This is a genomic window from Armatimonadota bacterium (assembly GCA_031081675.1).
Lineage (GTDB): Bacteria > Sysuimicrobiota > Sysuimicrobiia > Sysuimicrobiales > Kaftiobacteriaceae > Calidihabitans > Calidihabitans tengchongensis.
The window spans coordinates 73,074-90,201 of record JAVHLZ010000008.1; the positions used below are offsets into that span (position 1 = coordinate 73,074).

General features: G+C 74.0%; 21 protein-coding genes and 1 tRNA gene. 19 read left to right on the top strand and 3 right to left on the bottom strand.

Annotation, left to right across the window (positions count from 1 at the left end):
* The first annotated feature begins 71 nt into the window (after positions 1-71).
* The 3 genes from RB150_04695 to RB150_04705 all read left to right on the top strand — a co-directional run bounded on the left by RB150_04695 (position 72) and on the right by RB150_04705 (position 2,021).
* The gene (locus tag RB150_04695) at positions 72-518 is read left to right on the top strand and encodes a thioesterase family protein (GenBank protein ID MDQ7819834.1); all 447 of its coding nucleotides are present in this window, start codon (positions 72-74) and stop codon (positions 516-518) included.
* A 91-nt stretch (positions 519-609) separates the two neighbouring features.
* Positions 610-1,851: a S1 RNA-binding domain-containing protein gene (locus RB150_04700; protein MDQ7819835.1), complete on the top strand. Its 1,242-nt coding sequence runs from the start codon at positions 610-612 to the stop codon at positions 1,849-1,851.
* A gap of 92 nt (positions 1,852-1,943) precedes the next feature.
* Positions 1,944-2,021, top strand: a tRNA-Pro gene (locus RB150_04705).
* 16 nt (positions 2,022-2,037) lie between these two features.
* Here RB150_04705 and RB150_04710 read toward each other — a convergent pair.
* Positions 2,038-2,250 (bottom strand): hypothetical protein, encoded by a 213-nt coding sequence (locus RB150_04710; GenBank protein ID MDQ7819836.1) that lies wholly within the window; start codon positions 2,248-2,250, stop codon positions 2,038-2,040.
* A gap of 115 nt (positions 2,251-2,365) precedes the next feature.
* Positions 2,366-2,701: a DUF5658 family protein gene (locus RB150_04715; GenBank protein ID MDQ7819837.1), complete on the bottom strand. Its 336-nt coding sequence runs from the start codon at positions 2,699-2,701 to the stop codon at positions 2,366-2,368.
* Between the two features lie 60 nt (positions 2,702-2,761).
* Here RB150_04715 and RB150_04720 point away from each other — a divergent pair, with 60 nt between their 5' ends.
* The 15 genes from RB150_04720 (at position 2,762) to RB150_04790 (ending at position 15,916) form a co-directional block, all read left to right on the top strand.
* A complete protein-coding gene (locus RB150_04720) occupies positions 2,762-3,355 on the top strand; it encodes a DUF402 domain-containing protein (GenBank protein MDQ7819838.1) in 594 nt (197 codons plus the stop codon).
* Between the two features lie 106 nt (positions 3,356-3,461).
* Positions 3,462-4,637, top strand: a complete 1,176-nt coding sequence (locus RB150_04725; GenBank protein MDQ7819839.1) for a glycosyltransferase — start codon at positions 3,462-3,464, stop codon at positions 4,635-4,637.
* A gap of 66 nt (positions 4,638-4,703) precedes the next feature.
* The gene (gene smc, locus RB150_04730) at positions 4,704-8,258 is read left to right on the top strand and encodes a chromosome segregation protein SMC (protein MDQ7819840.1); all 3,555 of its coding nucleotides are present in this window, start codon (positions 4,704-4,706) and stop codon (positions 8,256-8,258) included.
* 20 nt (positions 8,259-8,278) lie between these two features.
* Positions 8,279-9,181: a signal recognition particle-docking protein FtsY gene (ftsY, locus tag RB150_04735; protein MDQ7819841.1), complete on the top strand. Its 903-nt coding sequence runs from the start codon at positions 8,279-8,281 to the stop codon at positions 9,179-9,181.
* A 72-nt stretch (positions 9,182-9,253) separates the two neighbouring features.
* Positions 9,254-9,637, top strand: a complete 384-nt coding sequence (locus RB150_04740; protein MDQ7819842.1) for a sigma factor-like helix-turn-helix DNA-binding protein — start codon at positions 9,254-9,256, stop codon at positions 9,635-9,637.
* On the top strand, positions 9,638-10,273 hold the full coding sequence (locus tag RB150_04745) for a methyltransferase (GenBank protein MDQ7819843.1): 636 nt from the start codon (positions 9,638-9,640) through the stop codon (positions 10,271-10,273).
* Positions 10,257-11,594 carry a signal recognition particle protein gene (gene ffh / locus RB150_04750; protein ID MDQ7819844.1) on the top strand — a complete coding sequence of 446 codons (1,338 nt, stop codon included), beginning with the start codon at positions 10,257-10,259 and terminating at the stop codon, positions 11,592-11,594. Before RB150_04745 ends, ffh begins: the two co-directional genes overlap by 17 nt.
* Before the next feature lie 45 nt (positions 11,595-11,639).
* Positions 11,640-11,912 carry a 30S ribosomal protein S16 gene (gene rpsP, locus RB150_04755; protein MDQ7819845.1) on the top strand — a complete coding sequence of 91 codons (273 nt, stop codon included), beginning with the start codon at positions 11,640-11,642 and terminating at the stop codon, positions 11,910-11,912.
* A 5-nt stretch (positions 11,913-11,917) separates the two neighbouring features.
* A complete protein-coding gene (locus tag RB150_04760) occupies positions 11,918-12,163 on the top strand; it encodes a KH domain-containing protein (protein MDQ7819846.1) in 246 nt (81 codons plus the stop codon).
* Positions 12,164-12,208: 45 nt separating this feature from the next.
* A complete protein-coding gene (locus RB150_04765) occupies positions 12,209-12,613 on the top strand; it encodes a YlqD family protein (GenBank protein ID MDQ7819847.1) in 405 nt (134 codons plus the stop codon).
* Between the two features lie 8 nt (positions 12,614-12,621).
* Positions 12,622-13,140: a ribosome maturation factor RimM gene (gene rimM / locus RB150_04770; protein ID MDQ7819848.1), complete on the top strand. Its 519-nt coding sequence runs from the start codon at positions 12,622-12,624 to the stop codon at positions 13,138-13,140.
* 41 nt (positions 13,141-13,181) lie between these two features.
* Positions 13,182-13,934 carry a tRNA (guanosine(37)-N1)-methyltransferase TrmD gene (gene trmD, locus RB150_04775; GenBank protein ID MDQ7819849.1) on the top strand — a complete coding sequence of 251 codons (753 nt, stop codon included), beginning with the start codon at positions 13,182-13,184 and terminating at the stop codon, positions 13,932-13,934.
* Between the two features lie 36 nt (positions 13,935-13,970).
* Positions 13,971-14,312 (top strand): 50S ribosomal protein L19, encoded by a 342-nt coding sequence (rplS, locus tag RB150_04780; GenBank protein ID MDQ7819850.1) that lies wholly within the window; start codon positions 13,971-13,973, stop codon positions 14,310-14,312.
* A 60-nt stretch (positions 14,313-14,372) separates the two neighbouring features.
* Positions 14,373-15,017: a signal peptidase I gene (gene lepB, locus RB150_04785; protein ID MDQ7819851.1), complete on the top strand. Its 645-nt coding sequence runs from the start codon at positions 14,373-14,375 to the stop codon at positions 15,015-15,017.
* A gap of 98 nt (positions 15,018-15,115) precedes the next feature.
* Complete coding sequence (locus tag RB150_04790) at positions 15,116-15,916, top strand: ribonuclease HII (GenBank protein ID MDQ7819852.1); 801 nt, start codon at positions 15,116-15,118, stop codon at positions 15,914-15,916.
* A 9-nt stretch (positions 15,917-15,925) separates the two neighbouring features.
* Here RB150_04790 and RB150_04795 read toward each other — a convergent pair whose 3' ends face one another.
* On the bottom strand, positions 15,926-16,381 hold the full coding sequence (locus tag RB150_04795; GenBank protein ID MDQ7819853.1) for a hypothetical protein: 456 nt from the start codon (positions 16,379-16,381) through the stop codon (positions 15,926-15,928).
* Between the two features lie 149 nt (positions 16,382-16,530).
* Between RB150_04795 and RB150_04800 the strand changes: the two genes are divergently transcribed.
* Complete coding sequence (locus RB150_04800; GenBank protein ID MDQ7819854.1) at positions 16,531-17,073, top strand: DUF420 domain-containing protein; 543 nt, start codon at positions 16,531-16,533, stop codon at positions 17,071-17,073.
* Positions 17,074-17,128 lie beyond the last annotated feature (55 nt).

A 17,128-nucleotide genomic window follows, 5' to 3' on the forward strand; every position in this document is an offset into this window, starting at 1 on the left:
GGGCGGAGTTTCCGCAAGCAGTACGTGACGCCGGGCGCCCGCGGTGGCGGCCCGGTGGGGAGACGGGTACAATGGAGACGCCTCCTGCCCCGGTGGTGTCCACGGAGGTGCGCGTCCGCTACGCCGAGACGGACGCCATGGGTGTGGCCCACCACACGGCCTATCTGGTGTGGTTCGAGGCGGGGCGCACCGAGTACACCCGGGCGGCGGGGCTGCCGTACCGGGAGGTGGAGGAGGCGGGCACCCGGCTGGTGGTGGTGGAGGCCCACTGCCGCTACCACCGCCCGGCGCGGTACGACGACGTGGTGGTGGTGCAGACCCGGGTGCGGGATCTGGGGCGGGCGACCGTGACCTTTGGCTACGAGGTGCGCCGCCGCGACGACGGCGCCCTGCTGGCCGACGGGTACACCGTCCACGCCGCCACCGATGCCGCCGGTCGGGTCCGCCGCCTTCCGGAGGAGGTTCGCCGGGCCCTGGCCGGCGCAGGAGTGTCGGTCGGGCGGGGAGAAGACCGATAGCCGTCTCCCCGGTGACCAGGATGGATCGACCCGGGCGGGTGCGCGCCCGGAGAGCGCACGAGCGGAGGCGCGCCCGAGGTGATGACCGACGATGACCGACGATCTCAGCGGTGAGCGCACGCCAGTCACCGAGGAACCGGTGGAACTGCACGACCGCATTCCCCGGCTGGCCGAGCGCCAGATCGTGACCGGAACGGTGGTCCGCGTCGACACCGAAGGGGTGCTCGTGGATGTGGGCGCCAAGTCCGAGGGGCTCATCCCGGCGGCCGAACTGGCCCGGGAGGGGGCCGCGGGCGGGACGCTGGCCGTGGGCGACCGGGTGGACGTCATGGTGATGCGGGTGGAGGGGGAGGAGGGCACCATTATCCTCTCCAAGCGCCGGGCTGACTTCGAGCTGGCCTGGCGGCGCGTCCAGGAGGCTCACCAGACCGGCAAGATCCTGCACGCCATGGTGGTGGACAAGGTCAAGGGCGGGCTGGTGGTGGATCTGGGCCTGCGGGGGTTCGTGCCCGGCTCTCACGTGGACCTTTCCCAGGCCAAGGGCCGCCGCTTCGAGTGGTTCGTGGGGCAGTCCATTCCCCTCAAGGTGCTGGAGGTCGACCGGAGCAAGGGCCGGGTGGTCCTGTCCCACCGCCTGGCGGTGGAGGAGGAGCGCCAGCGGCGCAAGGCCGAGCTGCTGGCCACCCTGCAGGAAGGCATGGTGGTGGAGGGCGTGGTGAAGCGCCTCACCGACTTCGGCGCCTTCGTGGACCTGGGCGGAGCGGACGGGCTGCTGCCGATCAGCGAGATGTCCTGGACCTACATCAAGCACCCGTCCGAGGTGGTGCGGCGCAACCAGCGCCTGCGGCTGACAGTGCTGCGGGTGGATCCCCAGACCGGGCGGATCTCCCTGGGTCTCAAGCAGATCCTGGAAGATCCGTGGCAGAAGGTCGGCGAGCACTTCCGGGTCGGCGACATCGTCCGGGGCAAGGTGGTGCGCCTGGTCTCCTCGGGCGCGTTCGTGCGCCTGCGGGACCTGGACGCGTTCCTGCCGGTGAGCGAGGCGGCGGAGCGGCGCGTGGGCAGGATCGAGGACGTGTGCAAGGTGGGCGAGACCATCGAGGCCATGATCACCGAGATCCGCCCCGAGGAGCGCCGGATGCTGCTGTCGGTGCGGAAGATGGAGCGCGAGCGCGAACGCCGCCGCGTCAAGGAGGTCCTGCGCCAGCAGGAGGCCGAGGCGCGGGTCACCATCGGCGACATCGCGGGCGCCCTGCTGCAGCAGGCGGTGGCGGCCGCCTCCCGCGCGCCGGAGCCTCCGCCGTCCGACGACGACCCTCGCCCGGAGGGCTGAGGACCGGCCGACGTCTGCGACCGCTTGCGGGATCGCGGCCGTCGCGCCGGCGCGTTCCCCCCGGTCTGTGTTCCCGCTATAATGAAAACCGTCGGGGAGTGGCGCAGCTGGTCTAGCGCGCAGCGTTCGGGACGCTGAGGTCGCCGGTTCAAGTCCGGCCTCCCCGACCACTCTCCCGCCGTCCGGTCACAGGAGGGGCCTGCGCAGCAGGATCCGGCTGGCGACGTGGATCCACAGCCAGGTCACCGCTGCCAGCAGCACCCAGTGGGGGACCTCGCGCAGGAGGATCGCCGTCAGGGTCGGTGTGCGGTCATCGCGGTCCAGCCACGCCAGGATGTCCATGATGACCAGCACGGCGAGCAAGCCGTAGAATGTCGACACCCACACCCGGTCCCACATCGGTCATCCCTCCCCCAGCTCCGCCCCCGCGCGGCCCGGATCGGAACGCGGCGCCCGGCGGACGGCGGCGCCGGGTGCGGGGGGCCGGCCGCGCCAGACCGCTCGCGGGGGCCCGTCAGCTGCGCGCGTGGACGCCCAGGTACAGAAGGTGGAGGGTCAGGACGCCCGCGTAGACCACCGCCGCCAGCCGCAGCGCCCGCACGACCCGCGCCTGCCGGGCGGGAGCGGACCGGCAGGCCAGGGCCACTCCGGCGGCCAGCAGGAGCAGGGCGGCGGCCTTGATGCCGATGGGCCACCAGGTGTGCAGAAGCGGGCCCAGCCAGGGGTTGGCCTCGACGAAGGCGCCGCGGGCCAGCCCGACGTAGGTATAGACCAGGTCCAGTTCGTTGGCGATGAGCAGGGACGCGTACCATCGCCAGAGGTCCCGGTGGAGGGAGGCCCCGGTCTGCATGGTGCCGCCTCGGGGGAAAACTGCCAGCGCATTCGCCCCGCCGGGGATGAGTTCCTGCCGGTGAGCCCCGCGGTCATCCGGGAGGTGAAGGTCCTGCCCGACGGCCGGCGGGACGAGTACGCCTGCCGGCTGCTGGACCGCTCGCCCACCTACGCGGCGGTCCTGTACCGGTCGACCGCCCCCCGGCGGGTGGGGCCGCTGCGCCTGCCCCGGGGCACGCTGACCTACGGGTACTTCTGGGAAGGCCGGCCCTACACCGTCTACCACTGGATCGCCCCCGACGGGCGCCCTCTGGGCTACTATGTCAACATCGCGGCCGACGTCCGGATCCTGCCGGGTGAGGTCCGGTGGAGGGACTTAGCGCTGGACCTGCTGTTCAGCCCCGACGGCCAGTCGGTCCAGGTCCTGGACGCCGACGAGGCGGCCCGGCTGCCGGCTCCCCTGCGCGATCGGGCCGAGGCAGGCCGGGCCCTCGTCCTGACCCACCGGGACGAGATCCTGAAGGAGGTGGCCGCCCTGACCGCCTTCCTGCGGGGGCGGGCCCGACAGGAATCCGCCCCCAGGGCGCGAACCCTCATCGGGAGCTCGTCGCCCAGACGGCACCACCGGTCGGATCCGTCAACGCAGCGAAGACGCGCCCGGGGCGAGAGATGACCACCCAGCACGCACGCGCACGGCACGTCCGGTGTCCTCCCGGCTTCCCTCCATCCCCGTCCCCCGCGGGGGTGTCCGCGTCAGCCCTGTGTGGGGGGGACGGGCGGTGACGGCGGTGGCGGCCCCCCCCGAGGCCCTGCGGATCGCCATGTTCAGCGAATCCTACCTTCCCCGCACCAGCGGCGTCGTCCACTCGGTGGCGGCTTTCGCATCCGCCCTGCGGGCCCGCGGGCACCGCGTGGTGGTGGCCGCTCCCCGGATCCGGGGGTACCGGGACGCCGATCCGGACGTGATCCGCTACCCGTCGATCCCCACCCGGGAGCCGGATTTCGCGCTGGGCCTGTGGTGGGCGCCTGCGGCCGAGCGGGCGGTGGAGGCCGCCGCACCCGACGTCGTCCACACCCACGGCCCGTTCCTGATGGGCCGGGCCGCGGCGCGCGTGGCCCGGCGCCGGGGGGCTCCGCTGGTCTTCACCCACCACACCCTGTACGACGAGTACGTGCACTACGTCCCCGGACCTCGCTGGATGTGGCGGCCCCTGGTCCGCCGCTACGTGGCCCGGTACGCCAACCGCTGCGCGTGCGTCCTCGCGCCGTCGGCGGCGCTGGCATCCCGGCTGCGCGCCCAGGGAGTCCGCTGTCGGGTGGAAATCCTGCCCACGGGGGCCGTCGATCCCGACCTGCTGGCGTCGCTGGACCCCCGGTGGGTGCGGCCGACGTTCGGCATCCCCGCCGGGCAGCCGTTGCTGGTGACCGCCAGCCGGCTGGCGCCGGAAAAGAGCGTGGACCTGGTCCTGCGCGCCTTCGGCCGCGTGGCCGCCCGGCGCGACGCGGTCCTGCTGGTGATCGGCGGCGGGCCGGAGGAGACGGCCCTGCGCCGCCTCGCCGGGCGTCTGGGGGTGGCGGGGCGGGTGGTGTTTGCCGGCCGGCAACCCCACCGCCGCACCCTGGAGTGCATGGCGGCCGCGGACGCGTTCATCTTCGGGTCCCAGACCGAAACACAGGGCCTGGTGCTGGTGGAGGCTCTGGCGTGCGGCTGCCCGGTGGTGGCGGTGGATGCCGGAGGCGTGGGCGACGTGGTCACTGACGGGGAGACCGGCTATCTGGTCCCCGCGTCTGCGGACGCCCTGGCCCGCCGGGTGCTGGAGATCCTGGACGATCCCGCCCGGCGGGCGGCCCTGGCCGCCCGCGGAAAGGAGGTCAGCCGACAGTTCGCGCTGCCGGTCCTGGCGGCGCGCCTGGAACAGATCTACTGGTCCGTGCTGCCCGTTCGTCGGACCTGACGTCGGACCAACGATCCGTCCCATCCCGGGGCGTACCGCCCCCGGGCACCCTGGAGGCGACGCACGGTGTATCTGAAGCGTCTGGAGCTGCACGGGTTCAAGTCTTTCGCCGATCCCACCGAGCTGGAGTTCACCCCCGGCATCACCGCCATCGTGGGCCCCAACGGCAGCGGCAAGAGCAACGTCTTCGACGCCATCCGCTGGGTCCTGGGGGAGACGAATGCCCGCAGCCTGCGGTCCGGGAGGATGGAGGATGTGATCTTCGCCGGCAGCGAGGGGCGGCGGGCCATGGGTCAGGCGGAAGTCTCCCTCACGCTCGACAACACCTCCGGGGGTCTCCCGGTGGAGTACGCGGAGGTGACGGTCACGCGGCGGGCGATCCGGGGCGGGGAGGGGGAGTACGCCCTCAACGGTCTGCCCTGCCGCCTGCGGGACATCCAGATGCTGTTTCTGGGCACGGGGCTGGGCGGGCGGTCGTACTCCCTGATCGGCCAGGGGCAGGTGGACAGTGTCCTGTCGGCCAGCCCGGAGGAACGCCGCCAGCTGCTGGAGGAGGCCGCCGGGCTGGCGCGCCACAAGCGCCGCCGCCACGAGGCCGACCGTCGGCTGGCCCGGGCCGCCGAGCACCTGCTGCGGGCCACCGACGTGCTGGCCGAACTGCGCGACCAGCTGGAGCAGTTGTGCCAGCAGGCGGAAGCCGCCACCGCCTACGAGGCCGCCGCGGCGGAGATCCGTCGGCTGGATCTGGCGCTCCAGGCGGACGAAGCCCGGCGGGCTCTCGCCGGTGCCCGCCGGATCGCCGCCCAGGTGGAGGCCGCCCGGGCCCAGGTGCGGGCGCTGGCCGACGAGGCGACCTCGGTGGGAGCCCAGATGGACCACCTGCGCGCCCGCGCCCTGGAGGTGGCGGCCGCCTGGGAGGACGGCCAGCGGGCGCTGCTGCGGGCGGTGGAGGAGATGGCCGGGCGGGAGTCGGCCATCCAGGTGCTGACCGAACGGCTGCGGGCGACCACCGCCGCGCGGGCCCGGTTGGCCGCGGAGCTGGAGCAGGTCCTGGCGCACGGCGGGGAGGCCGAGCGGGAGACGCAGGCCCTGCGGGAGACGGCCGCCCGCCTGGCGCGGCGCCGCGAGGAGCTGCTTGACCACCTGCGGGAGGCCGAGGAAGCGGGCTCCCGCGCCCGGCAGCAGCTGCTGGATGCACAGGCGCGGCTGGCCGCCGCCCGCCGGGATCTCCACGACCTCCTGGCGGCACGCCACCGGACCCAGCACGAGACGGCCCGGGTCGACGCCCGCCTGTCCACCATTGCCGAGCAGCTCCGGGACGTGGAGGAATCCCTATGCGCCCTGGAGGCGGAGGAGGCCCGGCTGCGCGCAGCCGCCGCCGATGCGCGGGCGGACCGCGACGATGCCGAGCGGCGGCGGGCGGAGGCCGCGCAGCGCCTGGCGGACGCGCGCGGACGGCTCCGGGACGCGGCGCAGAGGGTGGAGCGGGCATCCGCGCGGTGCCGGCAGCTGGCCAGCGAGGCCGAGGTGGCGTCCCGCACTCTGGCCCTTCTGGAGGATCTGGAGAGCGAGCGGGCGGGTGGCGATGGCGTCGTCCGCGATCTGCTGGCCGACGGCGCCGGAGGCCCCCTGGAAGGTCTGGTGGCGGATGCGCTGGTGGTGCCGGCGCCGTACCGCACGGCCGTGGAGGCCCTCCTGGGCAGGGCGCTGTACGCGATCATCGCCCGCACGGCGGAGGGGGCCTGCGCCGTCTTGGAAGCCGCTCGCGACCGGGGCGGGGCGGTGGCGGTGGTCCCGGCCGATCTGCTGACCGCGCCTGTGGACCCCCCGCTGCCCTCCGGAGCCGAGGTGGTCGGGCGGGCTGTGGACCTGGTGGAGGTCACCGACGGCGCCCGCCCGGTGGTGGAAGCGTTGCTCGGGGAGGCGGCCGTGGTGCGGGACGTGCGCGATGCCCTCGCGCTGCGCCGGGCCGGCTTCCGGGGGCGGATCGCCACCCTGGACGGCGTGCTGGTGACGTCTGAGGGGGTCGTCGCCCAGGCGGCGGATCCGGACAGTTCAGCCCTGGCCCGCCGGGAGCAGATCGCCGCCCTGCGCCGGCGCCTGCAGGACGTCCAGATCGAGATGGCCCGCGCCGAGGCCGATCTGCGCGAGGCGCAGGCAGCCGCCGCGGCGCTGGACGCCCAGGCGACTGCCGCGGCCGATGAGCTGGATCGGTGGACGGCGGCTGCCGCGGAGCGGGCGCTGGCCGCCGGGGTGACGTCGTCGGCCCTGGAGCAGCTGGCCGCCCGCCGGGCCGAACTGCTGGCCGCCCGGGACCGCCTGGAGGCCGAGCGGGTTGCTTTGGAGGCCGAGGCTCTGCGCGCCTGTCAGGATGAGGCCGACATTCACCAGGCGGTCCGGGAGCGCGAGCGGGCCGTGGAGGAAGCCCAGGCCGCCTGCGACCGCGTGCAGGAGGCGTATGCCCGCGCGGCGGAGGACCTGGGGGAGACCCGGGTCGCGCTGGCGGAGGCGGCCGGGGCCCTGGAGGCTGTGCAGGCCCGGGCCGACGAGCAGTCCCGGACGGCCGCCGCCGCCCGCGCCCGGGCGGACGCGCTGGCCGGGGAGATCACGGTCCTGGACGGCGAGCTGCACCTGCTCACCCATTCCCTCCAGACCGCCCGCCGCGACCGGGAGGAGCTGGCCGCATCCCAGGACGCCGCCCGCCGCCACCTGGCCGATCTTCATGCCGAGCGCGCCCGCCTCCACGAGCAGATGGCGGCGGCAGAGGCGCGGTGGCGGGAGCTTCAGGAGACGGCGCGCGCCGTGGAGGACCAGGCGCACCGGCTGGAGGTGCGCCAGGCCCAGGTGGACGCCGAGCTGGCCGCCTGCCAGCGGCGGATCGCCGAGGAGTTCGGCGTCCGCTGGGAGGACGTGGCGGAGATGTCCCTGCCGGGGAGCCGGGACGAGGTCCGCCGGCGGATCGACGATCTGCGGGCGCAGATGGCGGCCCTGGGTCCGGTCAACCTGCGGGCGGTGGACGAGCACGCCGCCCTGGCCGCGCGCGTCCAGGGGCTGGAGGCCCAGGTGGCAGACGTCGAGCGCGCGCGGGCCGCGCTGGCACAGCTGGCCGGGCGGGTGGACCGGATCCTGGCCGAGCAGTTTGCGCAGACGTTCCGCGACGTCAACGACGAGTTCGGTCGCCTGTGCGCCCGCCTGTTCGGGGGCGGCCGCGCCCACCTGCACCTGGTCGAGGGCGAGCCCGGGACCGACCCCGGCGTGGAGATCGAGGTGCAGCTTCCCGGCAAGGCGCTGCGCAGCCTGCCGGCGCTGTCGGGCGGCGAGCGGGTGCTGGTGGCGCTGGCGTTGATCTTCGCCATGCTGCGGGTCCACCCCAGCCCGTTCTGCATCTTCGACGAGGTGGAGGCGTCCCTGGACGACGCCAACACGCGGCGGTTCACCCTCCTGCTGCGGGAACTGGCCGAGCGCACCCAGGTGGTGATCATCACCCACAACAAGGCGACCATGGAGGCGGCCGACGTGCTGTACGGCGTCACCATGGAGACCCCGGGCGTGTCCACGGTCATCTCCATGCGCCTGCGCCGGCCCGCCCCCGCGCCGGAGGCGGCCGCGGCTCCCGCCTGACGCGTTCGGGGGAGCGGGCGATGGGGTGGGCGGACCGGCTGCGGGCGGGCCTGACCCGGACCCGGGACGCGCTGCTGTCGCGGGTGCTGCCGGCTCTGGCCCGGCCCGGGACCGAATTCCTGGAGGAGCTGGAGGCGGCCCTCCTGCAGGCCGATGTGGGGGTGGCCGCCACCTCCCGCATCGTGGCTGAGCTGGCGCGGCACCCCGCCGCCGGAGAGGCGCAGCGCCTGGACGTCCTGCGCGCCATCCTTCTGGACATGCTGGGGCCGCCGGCTCCGCTGGCCCTGGATCCGCCCCCGGCGGCCATCCTGATACTGGGCGTCAACGGCTCGGGCAAGACCGCCACCGCCGGCAAGCTGGCCGCCCGCCTGGGCCAGGAGGGCCGGCGCGTCATCCTGGCGGCCGCCGACACCTTCCGCGCCGCGGCCATCGAGCAGCTGGAGATCTGGGCCGCGCGCGCGGGCGCCGACCTGGTCCGCCACGCCCCCGGTGGGGATCCCGCGGCGGTGGTGTACGACGCGCTGGCGGCTGCCCGGGCCCGGCGCATGGATGTGGTCATCGCGGACACCGCCGGCCGCCTCCACACCCGTACCCCATTGATGGCCGAACTGGCGAAGATCGCCCGGGTGGTGGACCGCGCGCTGCCGTCCGGACCGGTGGAACGCCTGCTGGTGCTGGACGCCACCACCGGCCAGAACGCTCTGGCCCAGGCCCGGGCCTTCCACGAGGCGGTGCGCCTGACCGGCGTCGTGCTGGCCAAGGTGGACGTCTCCCCCCGCGCCGGGGCGGCCCTGGCGGTGGCCTCCGAGCTGGGGCTGCCGATCAAGCTGGTGGGCGTCGGCGAAGGCCTCGCCGACCTGGGGCCGTTCGATCCGGCGGCGTATGTGGACGCCCTGCTGCCCCCGCCCGCCGGCCGCGGTTGACACCCCGGCGCCGCCGCGGTAGAATGCCGGAGGCCATGTAAAGGTTTTCCCCTTTACACGGTCGGCGGGAGCATGGAGCGAGCGCTGGCCGAGCGCGTGTGGGTGGCCCGGCTGCTGGACACGTACGGCGAGCTGCTGACCGACCACCAGCAGACCCTGCTGCGGCTGTACTACCTGGACGACCTGTCCCTGGGCGAGATCGCCGAGCGCCTGCGGGTGACCCGCCAGGCGGTCTTTGACGGCCTGCGCCGCTCGGTACGGGAGCTGGAGCGGTTCGAGGCGTCGGTGGGGCTGGTGGCCGTCGCCGACCGGATGTCCCGGCGGCAGGCCGAGGTGCACGCGCGCCTGGCCGCCCTGGAGGACGCCATCGCGCAGCTACAGGGCCGGGTGGACGAGGCGGTGCTGCGGGGCATCACCCGGGCCCTGGACGGCCTGCGGCGGGCGCTGCGTTCCTAGATGCCGGCGGACACCCACTACTTCACACCGTCTCCCCGGGTGCGCTCGTCTCCCCGGGTAGTGCGCGCCCGACTGCGAGGCCGGGTCTGGGAGTTTGTCACCGACCGGGGAGTGTTTGCCCGGGGTGGGGTGGACCGGGGAACGCGCCTGCTGGCCGAGACGATGCGGATCGAGCCCACCGACCACGTGCTGGACCTGGGCTGCGGCTACGGGCCGCTGGGCCTGGTGGCGGCCGCCCTGGCGCCCGCCGGGCGGGCCGTGCTGGTGGACATCAACGCCCGCGCCGTCGAGCTGGCCCGGGAAAACGCCCGCCGCCACGGCCTGCACAACGTGGAGGCGCTCCAGGGCGACGGGTGCGCGCCGGTCGCCGGGCGGGAGTTCGACGTGGTGGTGACCAACCCGCCCATCCGGGCGGGGCGGGCGACCTGGCGGCGCCTGGTACGGGAGGCGTGGGCGCACCTGCGGCCGGGAGGACGGTTCTACTTCGTCGCCCGGACCGCCCAGGGAGCCCGCACCCTGGCGCGGGAAGTGGCGGCCGTCTTCGGATCGGTCGTGGAACGGGAGCGGGAGGCGGGCTACCGCGTCTACGAAGCGGTGCGCCAGCCGGGCAGCCCCGCGGGTGACGGCGGTGTTTGACGGGCTGCACGCGCGCCTCCAGCTCATCCTCACCCGCCTGACCGGCCGCGGCGTCCTCACCGAGGCCGATGTGGACGCGGCGCTGCGGGAGGTGCGGCGGGCCCTGCTGGAGGCTGACGTGCACTACCAGGTGGCCCGCGCCTTCACCGAGCGGGTCCGGGCGGCGGCGGTGGGCCAACAGGTCCTCCAGCACCTGGCCCCCGGCCATCAGGTGGTGAAGATCGTCTACCAGGAGCTGGTGCGCCTGCTGGGCGGCACCGCCCGGGAGTTGCGGCTGGCCGATCCTCCGCCCGCGATCGTGATCCTGGCGGGCCTGCACGGAAGCGGCAAGACGACCACCGCCGCCAAGCTCGGTCGCTACCTGGCCCGGCGGGGGCGGCGGCCGGTGCTGGTGGCCGCCGACCTGCGCCGCCCGGCGGCGGTCTCGCAGCTGGAGGTGGTGGCCCGCCAGGCGGGGGTGCCCGTCTTCGCGGTCCCCGGTGCCACCGACCCCCAGGCCGTGGCCGCGGCCGCCGTGGAGGAGTCCCGCCGTCGGGGCTGCGACGTGGTGATCGTGGACTCCGCCGGCCGCCCGCACGCCGACGAGGCCCTGATGGAGGAGCTGCGGCGGTTGCGGGACGCGGTGCGGGCCCACCACGTGCTGCTGGTGGTGGACGCCATGACGGGGCAGCAGGCGGTGGCGGTGGCGCAGCGGTTCCAGGAGGCGGTGGGGGTGGACGGGCTGGTGGTCACCAAACTCGACGGGGACGCCCGGGGCGGCGCCGTGCTGTCGGTGGTGGAGGTCACCGGTGCCCCCGTGCTCTTCGCCGGGGTGGGCGAGACGGTGGACGGGCTGGAACCGTTCCATCCCGACCGGATGGCGTCCCGCATCCTGGGCATGGGGGATGTCCTCACCCTGATCGAAAAGGCCCAGGAGGCCCTTGACGCGCAGCAGGCGGCGGCCCTGGAGCGCCGCCTCCGGCGGGCCGAGTTCACCCTGGATGACTTCCGCGCCCAGCTCGCCCAGGTGCGGCGGCTGGGTCCGGTGCAGTCCTGGGCCGCGTTGCTCCCCGCGGGGCTGCGCCCGCCGGCGGGGGTGGCGGTGGACGAGGCCGCGCTGCGGCGGGCCGAGGCCATCATCGCCTCCATGACGCCCCAGGAGCGGCGGCACCCGGAGATCATCGACGGCAGCCGGCGGCGGCGCATCGCCCGGGGCAGCGGCACCACGGTGCAGGACGTGAACCGCCTGCTCCGGCAGTTCGAGGAGGTCCGCCGGCTGGTGCGCCAGGTGGCCGGGAGGGAGGACCGGGGGCGCCGGGGTCGTCCCGGCGCGTTGGGGTAGCGGGTCAGATCGCGCAGACACCGTCAGTCCGGAGGAGGGGAGCGCATGGTGAAGATTCGCCTGATGCGGATGGGGGCCAAGCACAAGCCGTTCTACCGGCTGGTGGTGGCCGACTCGCGGGCGCCGCGCAACGGGCGGTACATCGAGGCCATCGGGTACTACAACCCGACCACCGAGCCGTCCACGATCCACATCGACGCCGAGAAAGCCCTGGCCTGGCTGCGCAAGGGCGCCCGGCCCAGTGATGCGGCCCGGGTGCTGCTGGAGAAGACCGGGATCCTGGCCCGGGCCGCCGGCGCGTCCCGGACCCAGCCCTGACGGTCGTGGCCCAGCCCGGCGTCCGCGATCTGGTGGAGTTCATCGTCCGGGCGCTGGTGGACCATCCGGAGGCGGTCCAGGTCCGGCAGCTGGAGGGCGAGCGGACCATCATCCTCGAGCTGCGGGTGGCGCCCGAGGATGTGGGCAAGGTGATCGGCCGGCAGGGACGGATCGTCAACGCCCTGCGGACGGTGGCCCGGGCCGCCGCGATCCGCAGCGGCAAGCGGGTGACGCTGGAAGTACTACAGTGACCGGGGCGGGACCGCCCGCCCCGCGTCAGCGGACGGGAGGCGTGCATGGGCATCACCATCAGCCGGCCGGTGGTCATCAAGGCCATCGTCACCGAAGGATTCAAACGCACCTACATCCAGGACCTGGAGGAGGCCATCCGGCGGGTGGAGGCCCTCGAGCAGCAGCTGGACAGCCAGATCCGCCGCGCGGAGCTGGAGCGCACCATCACCCCCCAGGTGCGCGCCCTGCGCCAGCAGCTGGAGCTGGAGCGGGCCCGCCAGGAGGCGGCGCGGGCGGAGCTGCAGATGCGGCTGCGGGAGGCCCAGCAGCTGGAGCTCAACACCGAGTTCGCCCAGGGGACGGTGGAGAGCCTGGTCGAGGTGAACGTGGGCGACAACCTGTTCACCAAGCTGGGGAGGGCGGAGATCGTCGTCAAGGACGGCATCGTGGTGGAGATCCGGGACGGATAGGGCCCGGAATGGCCCGGGGCCCGGCGTATGTGATCATCGGCCGCATTCTCCGCCCGCACGGGGTGCGCGGCGAAGTGCGGGTGGCGCCCGACACCGACTTCCCCGAGCGGTGGGACACCCTGGCGGAGGCGGTGGTCCTGCGGGGCGATCGGGCCACCCCCGTGCGGGTGACGGCGGTGCGGCGTCACGGCGATCACGTCCTGGTACGGTTGGCGGGGGTGGAGACGCCGGAGCAGGCCGCGGCGCTGCGGGGGGCCGCGCTGGCGGTCCGGCGGGAAGAGGCCATGCGCCCGCCGCCCGGCGCGCACTTCGTGTTCGAGGTCCTGGGCCTGACGGTGGTCACCGAGGCGGGCGCGGTGGTGGGAACCGTGACCGGGATCCTGCGCACGCCAGCCCACGACGTCTACGTGGTCACCGCCCCCGACGGCCGCGAGTACCTGATCCCGGCGGTCGGGGCGGTGGTGGTGGCGGTGGACCCCCCCGGCGGGCGCGTGGTGGTCCGCCCCCTGCCGGGGTTGCTGGAGTGAGGCGGGATGGTAGAAGTGGTGGATGGGGGAATCCCGCGCCTATGCGCGTCGACATCGTGACGATCTTTCCCGAGGCGTTTGCGCCCCTGAGCCTGAGCATCCTGGGGCGGGCCCGCGAGCGCGGGCTGCTGGAGGTGGTGGTGTGGGACCTCCGCCAGTTCGCCACCGGCCGGCACCGGCAGGTGGACGATGCGCCCTACGGAGGCGGCGCGGGGATGGTGATGAAGCCCGAGCCGTTCTTCGCGGCGGTGGACGCCATTCGCCAGGCCGTCCCCGAGACCACGCCCCACATCATCCTCACCTCGCCCCAGGGCCGCCTGCTCACCCACGCCGTCGCCCAGGAGCTGGCGCGCAAGGAGCACCTGATCATCCTCTGCGGCCACTACGAGGGCGTGGACGAGCGGGTCCGGGAGGGGCTGGGCGCCGACGAGATCAGCATCGGCGACTACGTGCTCACCGGCGGCGAGTTGCCGGCCATGGTGATCGTGGACGCGGTGGCGCGCCTGATTCCGGGCGTGGTCGGGGACGCGGCGTCGGTGGCCACCGACTCGTTTGCCGACGGCCTGCTGGACTACCCCCAGTACACCCGGCCCGCCGAGTTCCGGGGCCTGCGGGTGCCCGAGATCCTCCTGTCGGGCGACCACGAGGCGATCCGCCGGTGGCGCCGCGCCCAGCGGCTGGCGCGCACCCTGCGCCGGCGGCCCGACCTGCTGAAGGCGGAGGCCCTCAGCGAGGAAGACCGGCGGCTGCTGGAAGAGTTCGACATCGAAATCGACGGGCCCGATGTGTTATAATGCTCCGTCGCGAGTTCACACGGGAGGGTGCGCGGGATGGACACGGTGGCTGTCGTGGAACGCCCTCAGCGGAAGGAGGGTCTGCCCGAGTTCTCCCCCGGGGACACGGTGCGGGTTCACTTCAAGGTGGTGGAGGGCGGCCGGGAGCGGGTCCAGGTCTTTGAGGGCGTGGTGATCGCCCGCAAGGGCGGTGGTCTGCGAGAGACGTTCACGGTGCGCCGCATCAGCCACGGGGTCGGGGTGGAGCGCACCTTTCCCCTGCACTCCCCTCGCATCGAGCGCATCGAGGTGGTGCGCAAGGGCAAGGTCCGTCAGGCCAAGCTCTACTACCTGCGGGGGAAAGTGGGGCGCGAGGCCCGGGTCAAGGAGAGCCGCTGACTCTGGCGGCGCCGTCCCGCCGCCCCCGACGGCGGGTGTGGCGCCGGGTGGACACGTCCGATGCCGCTGGGACTGCTGGATCGCCTGCCCCTGAGCATCCCCACCCTCATCCTTCTGCTCACGATCGCGCTGGTGGTGGCGCGCCTGCTGGTGCGCCGGGCGTATGTGATCCCGCCCGCCTGGCGCGCATCCCTGCTGGAAACCCTCGACGCCAGCATCGTGGCCGCCGGCCTGTCGCTGCTCATCATCACCTTCGTGGTGCAGGCGTTCTTCATTCCGTCGGGCTCCATGGAGCCCACCCTCCAGGTGGGCGACCGCATCCTGGTGGCCAAGTTCGCCTACCGCCTCAGCCCCATTCGCCGGGGCGACGTGATCGTCTTCCACTACCCCCTCAATCCCGGCAAGGACTTCGTCAAGCGGGTGGTCGCCCTGGGCGGCGAGACCGTCGAGCTGCGGGACGGGGTGGTGCTGATCAACGACACCCCGGTAACCCAGCTGTCGGCCCCGGAGGCGGATGACGCCGGGCGGGCCTGCACCACCAACTACGGACCCCAGACGGTGCCTCGGGGATACCTGTTCGTGCTGGGCGACAACCGCTGCAACAGCGAGGACAGCCGGTTTTTCGGCTTTGTGCCCGAGCAGAACGTCGTCGGCCGCGCCCTGTTCATCTACTGGCCTCCCCAACGGATCGGCCTGGTGCGCTGAGACCATCCGGCCCGGCAGGGCGGGGGACGGCTCCCCCGGGGTGGATCAGGCGTGGGAATCCGGCCGCCGGCGCGCGAAGTCCCTTCCGGGAGGACGCCGTGACCCTGCGCACCTGGTCCGTGGCGCAGATCCGCCAGCTGCTGGCCGGCGGGACGGCTGACCCCCGCCTGCTGCGGGCCCTGGCCCGCGACCCGCGGGCCGGGGTGAGGCAACTGGTCCGCCGCGTGCGGGCCCAGCAGGCGCGCGAGGCCCGCCGGGCCGCCCGCTGGGAGGACCTGGCGGCGGTGGAGCGGCAGTACCGGCGCCTGGGCTTCACCGTCATCGCCGGGGTGGACGAAGCGGGGGTGGCTCCGCTGGCCGGACCCGTGGTGGCGGCCGCGGTGGTCCTGCCGCCGGAGGCCCGCTGGCCCGACCTGGACGACTCCAAGCGCCTGCCTCCCGTCCGGCGGGACGCCCTGTACGCCCGCATCATGACCGAAGCGGTGGCCGTCGCCGCCGCCCAGGCGTCGGTGGAGGAGATCGACGCGCTTAACATCCTCCAGGCGACCCGGCTCGCGCACCGCCGCGCCGTGGAGGCTCTGAGTGTGCGTCCCCACCTGGTTCTCCTCGACGGCCGCTACCCGGCCGACCTCCCTGTTCCCCAGGCGGCCCTGGTGGACGGAGACGCCCGCTGCGCCTGCATCGCCGCGGCGTCGGTGGTGGCCAAGGTGACCCGGGACCGCCTGATGCGCGAGCTGGACGCCGCCTATCCCCCCTACGGGTTCGCCCGCCACAAGGGGTACCCCACCCGCGAGCACCTGGAGGCCATCCGGCGGTGGGGCCCGTCGCCGGTGCACCGGCGGTCGTTCTCCTCGGCGTGGGAGCGGCAGGAGGTGCTGGCGATGGAGATCTCCGGCTGACGCCTGAGGTCAGCGGCTGACCGCGACCCGCAGCATCGCTGCGCCCAGGGGCGTGAAGCGCATCGTGTACCCGCCAAAGCGCTGGACCGCGTCCACCCCGCGGCTGACCGCGGCCTGAAACCCCAGCAGACCCTGCTGGGCGCCGACCACCGAGCCCAGGGCGTCCTGCAGGAAGAAGCTCACCTGGTGGCCCCGTCGCGCGTCCCGGGGAAGGTACAGGATCTGCTGCTCGATCACGCCGGCGCGCACCACCAGGTCCACCGTCAGCGCGCCGTCGTCGGAGACGTAGCGGTGCAGCACGCGGCCGGCCAGCTCTCCAGACAGGGCCATCTGGCCGAAGGGAGTCAGCTGTAGCTGCTGGAGGAGCGGGCTGGCGGCGAACGTGGCCAGCGGATCTCCGACGCGGGCGGCCGCCGGACCCGCCAGCACCGCCATCATCACCAGGACCAGGGCGATCCGGATCACCTTGACGCTCCCTCGGACGTCATGCCCGTCTGCCCGGTGGGACCAGTCTCCGAGGCCGGGAGCCACAGAGGACGCCGGCGCCCGCCGACCAAAACTGTGTGGAGGGCACATCCATGAGCGCACGCCGCAGGGCCGGATGGAGGGTCGGGGTGAGGGAGGCGGTCGTGCTGGCGGCCGCCCTCAGCGCCGCCGCCTACGGCCTGCTGGGGTTTGCGTTGACGCGCCGGCCGTCCCCAGATCTTCCGCCCGGCGTCCGGGCGGTGGTGACTGTCCTGCCGACCGCCATCGCCGTGGTCAACGCCGCGGCGCTGACCTGCCTGCTGGCCGGCTGGCGGGCGATCCGGGCCGGGAGGGTGGCGGCCCACCGGCGGCTGATGCTCGCGGCGACGACGCTGATCGCCGTATTCCTGGCGCTGTACGTGACCCGGGTGGCCCTCGGCGGCGTCAAGGCGTTCCCGGGGCCGCCGCCGGTCCGCCGGTACGTCTACCTGCCGGTCCTGACCGTCCACGTGACCCTGTCGATCCTGACCGTCCCGCCGGTGGTCTACAACGTGGTGACGGGGCTGACCCGGCCCGCCGGCGAGGTCCGGGCCACCGGCCACCCCCGGGTGGGGCGGGTGGCGGCGACCCTGTGGACGGTGAGCCTGTCACTGGGGATCCTCGTGTACTTCCTGCTCAATGTCCTGTACTGACGGGGTCTGTCCCCATCGGGGTCTGTCCCCGCTGGGGTCTGTCCCCGCAAGGGAC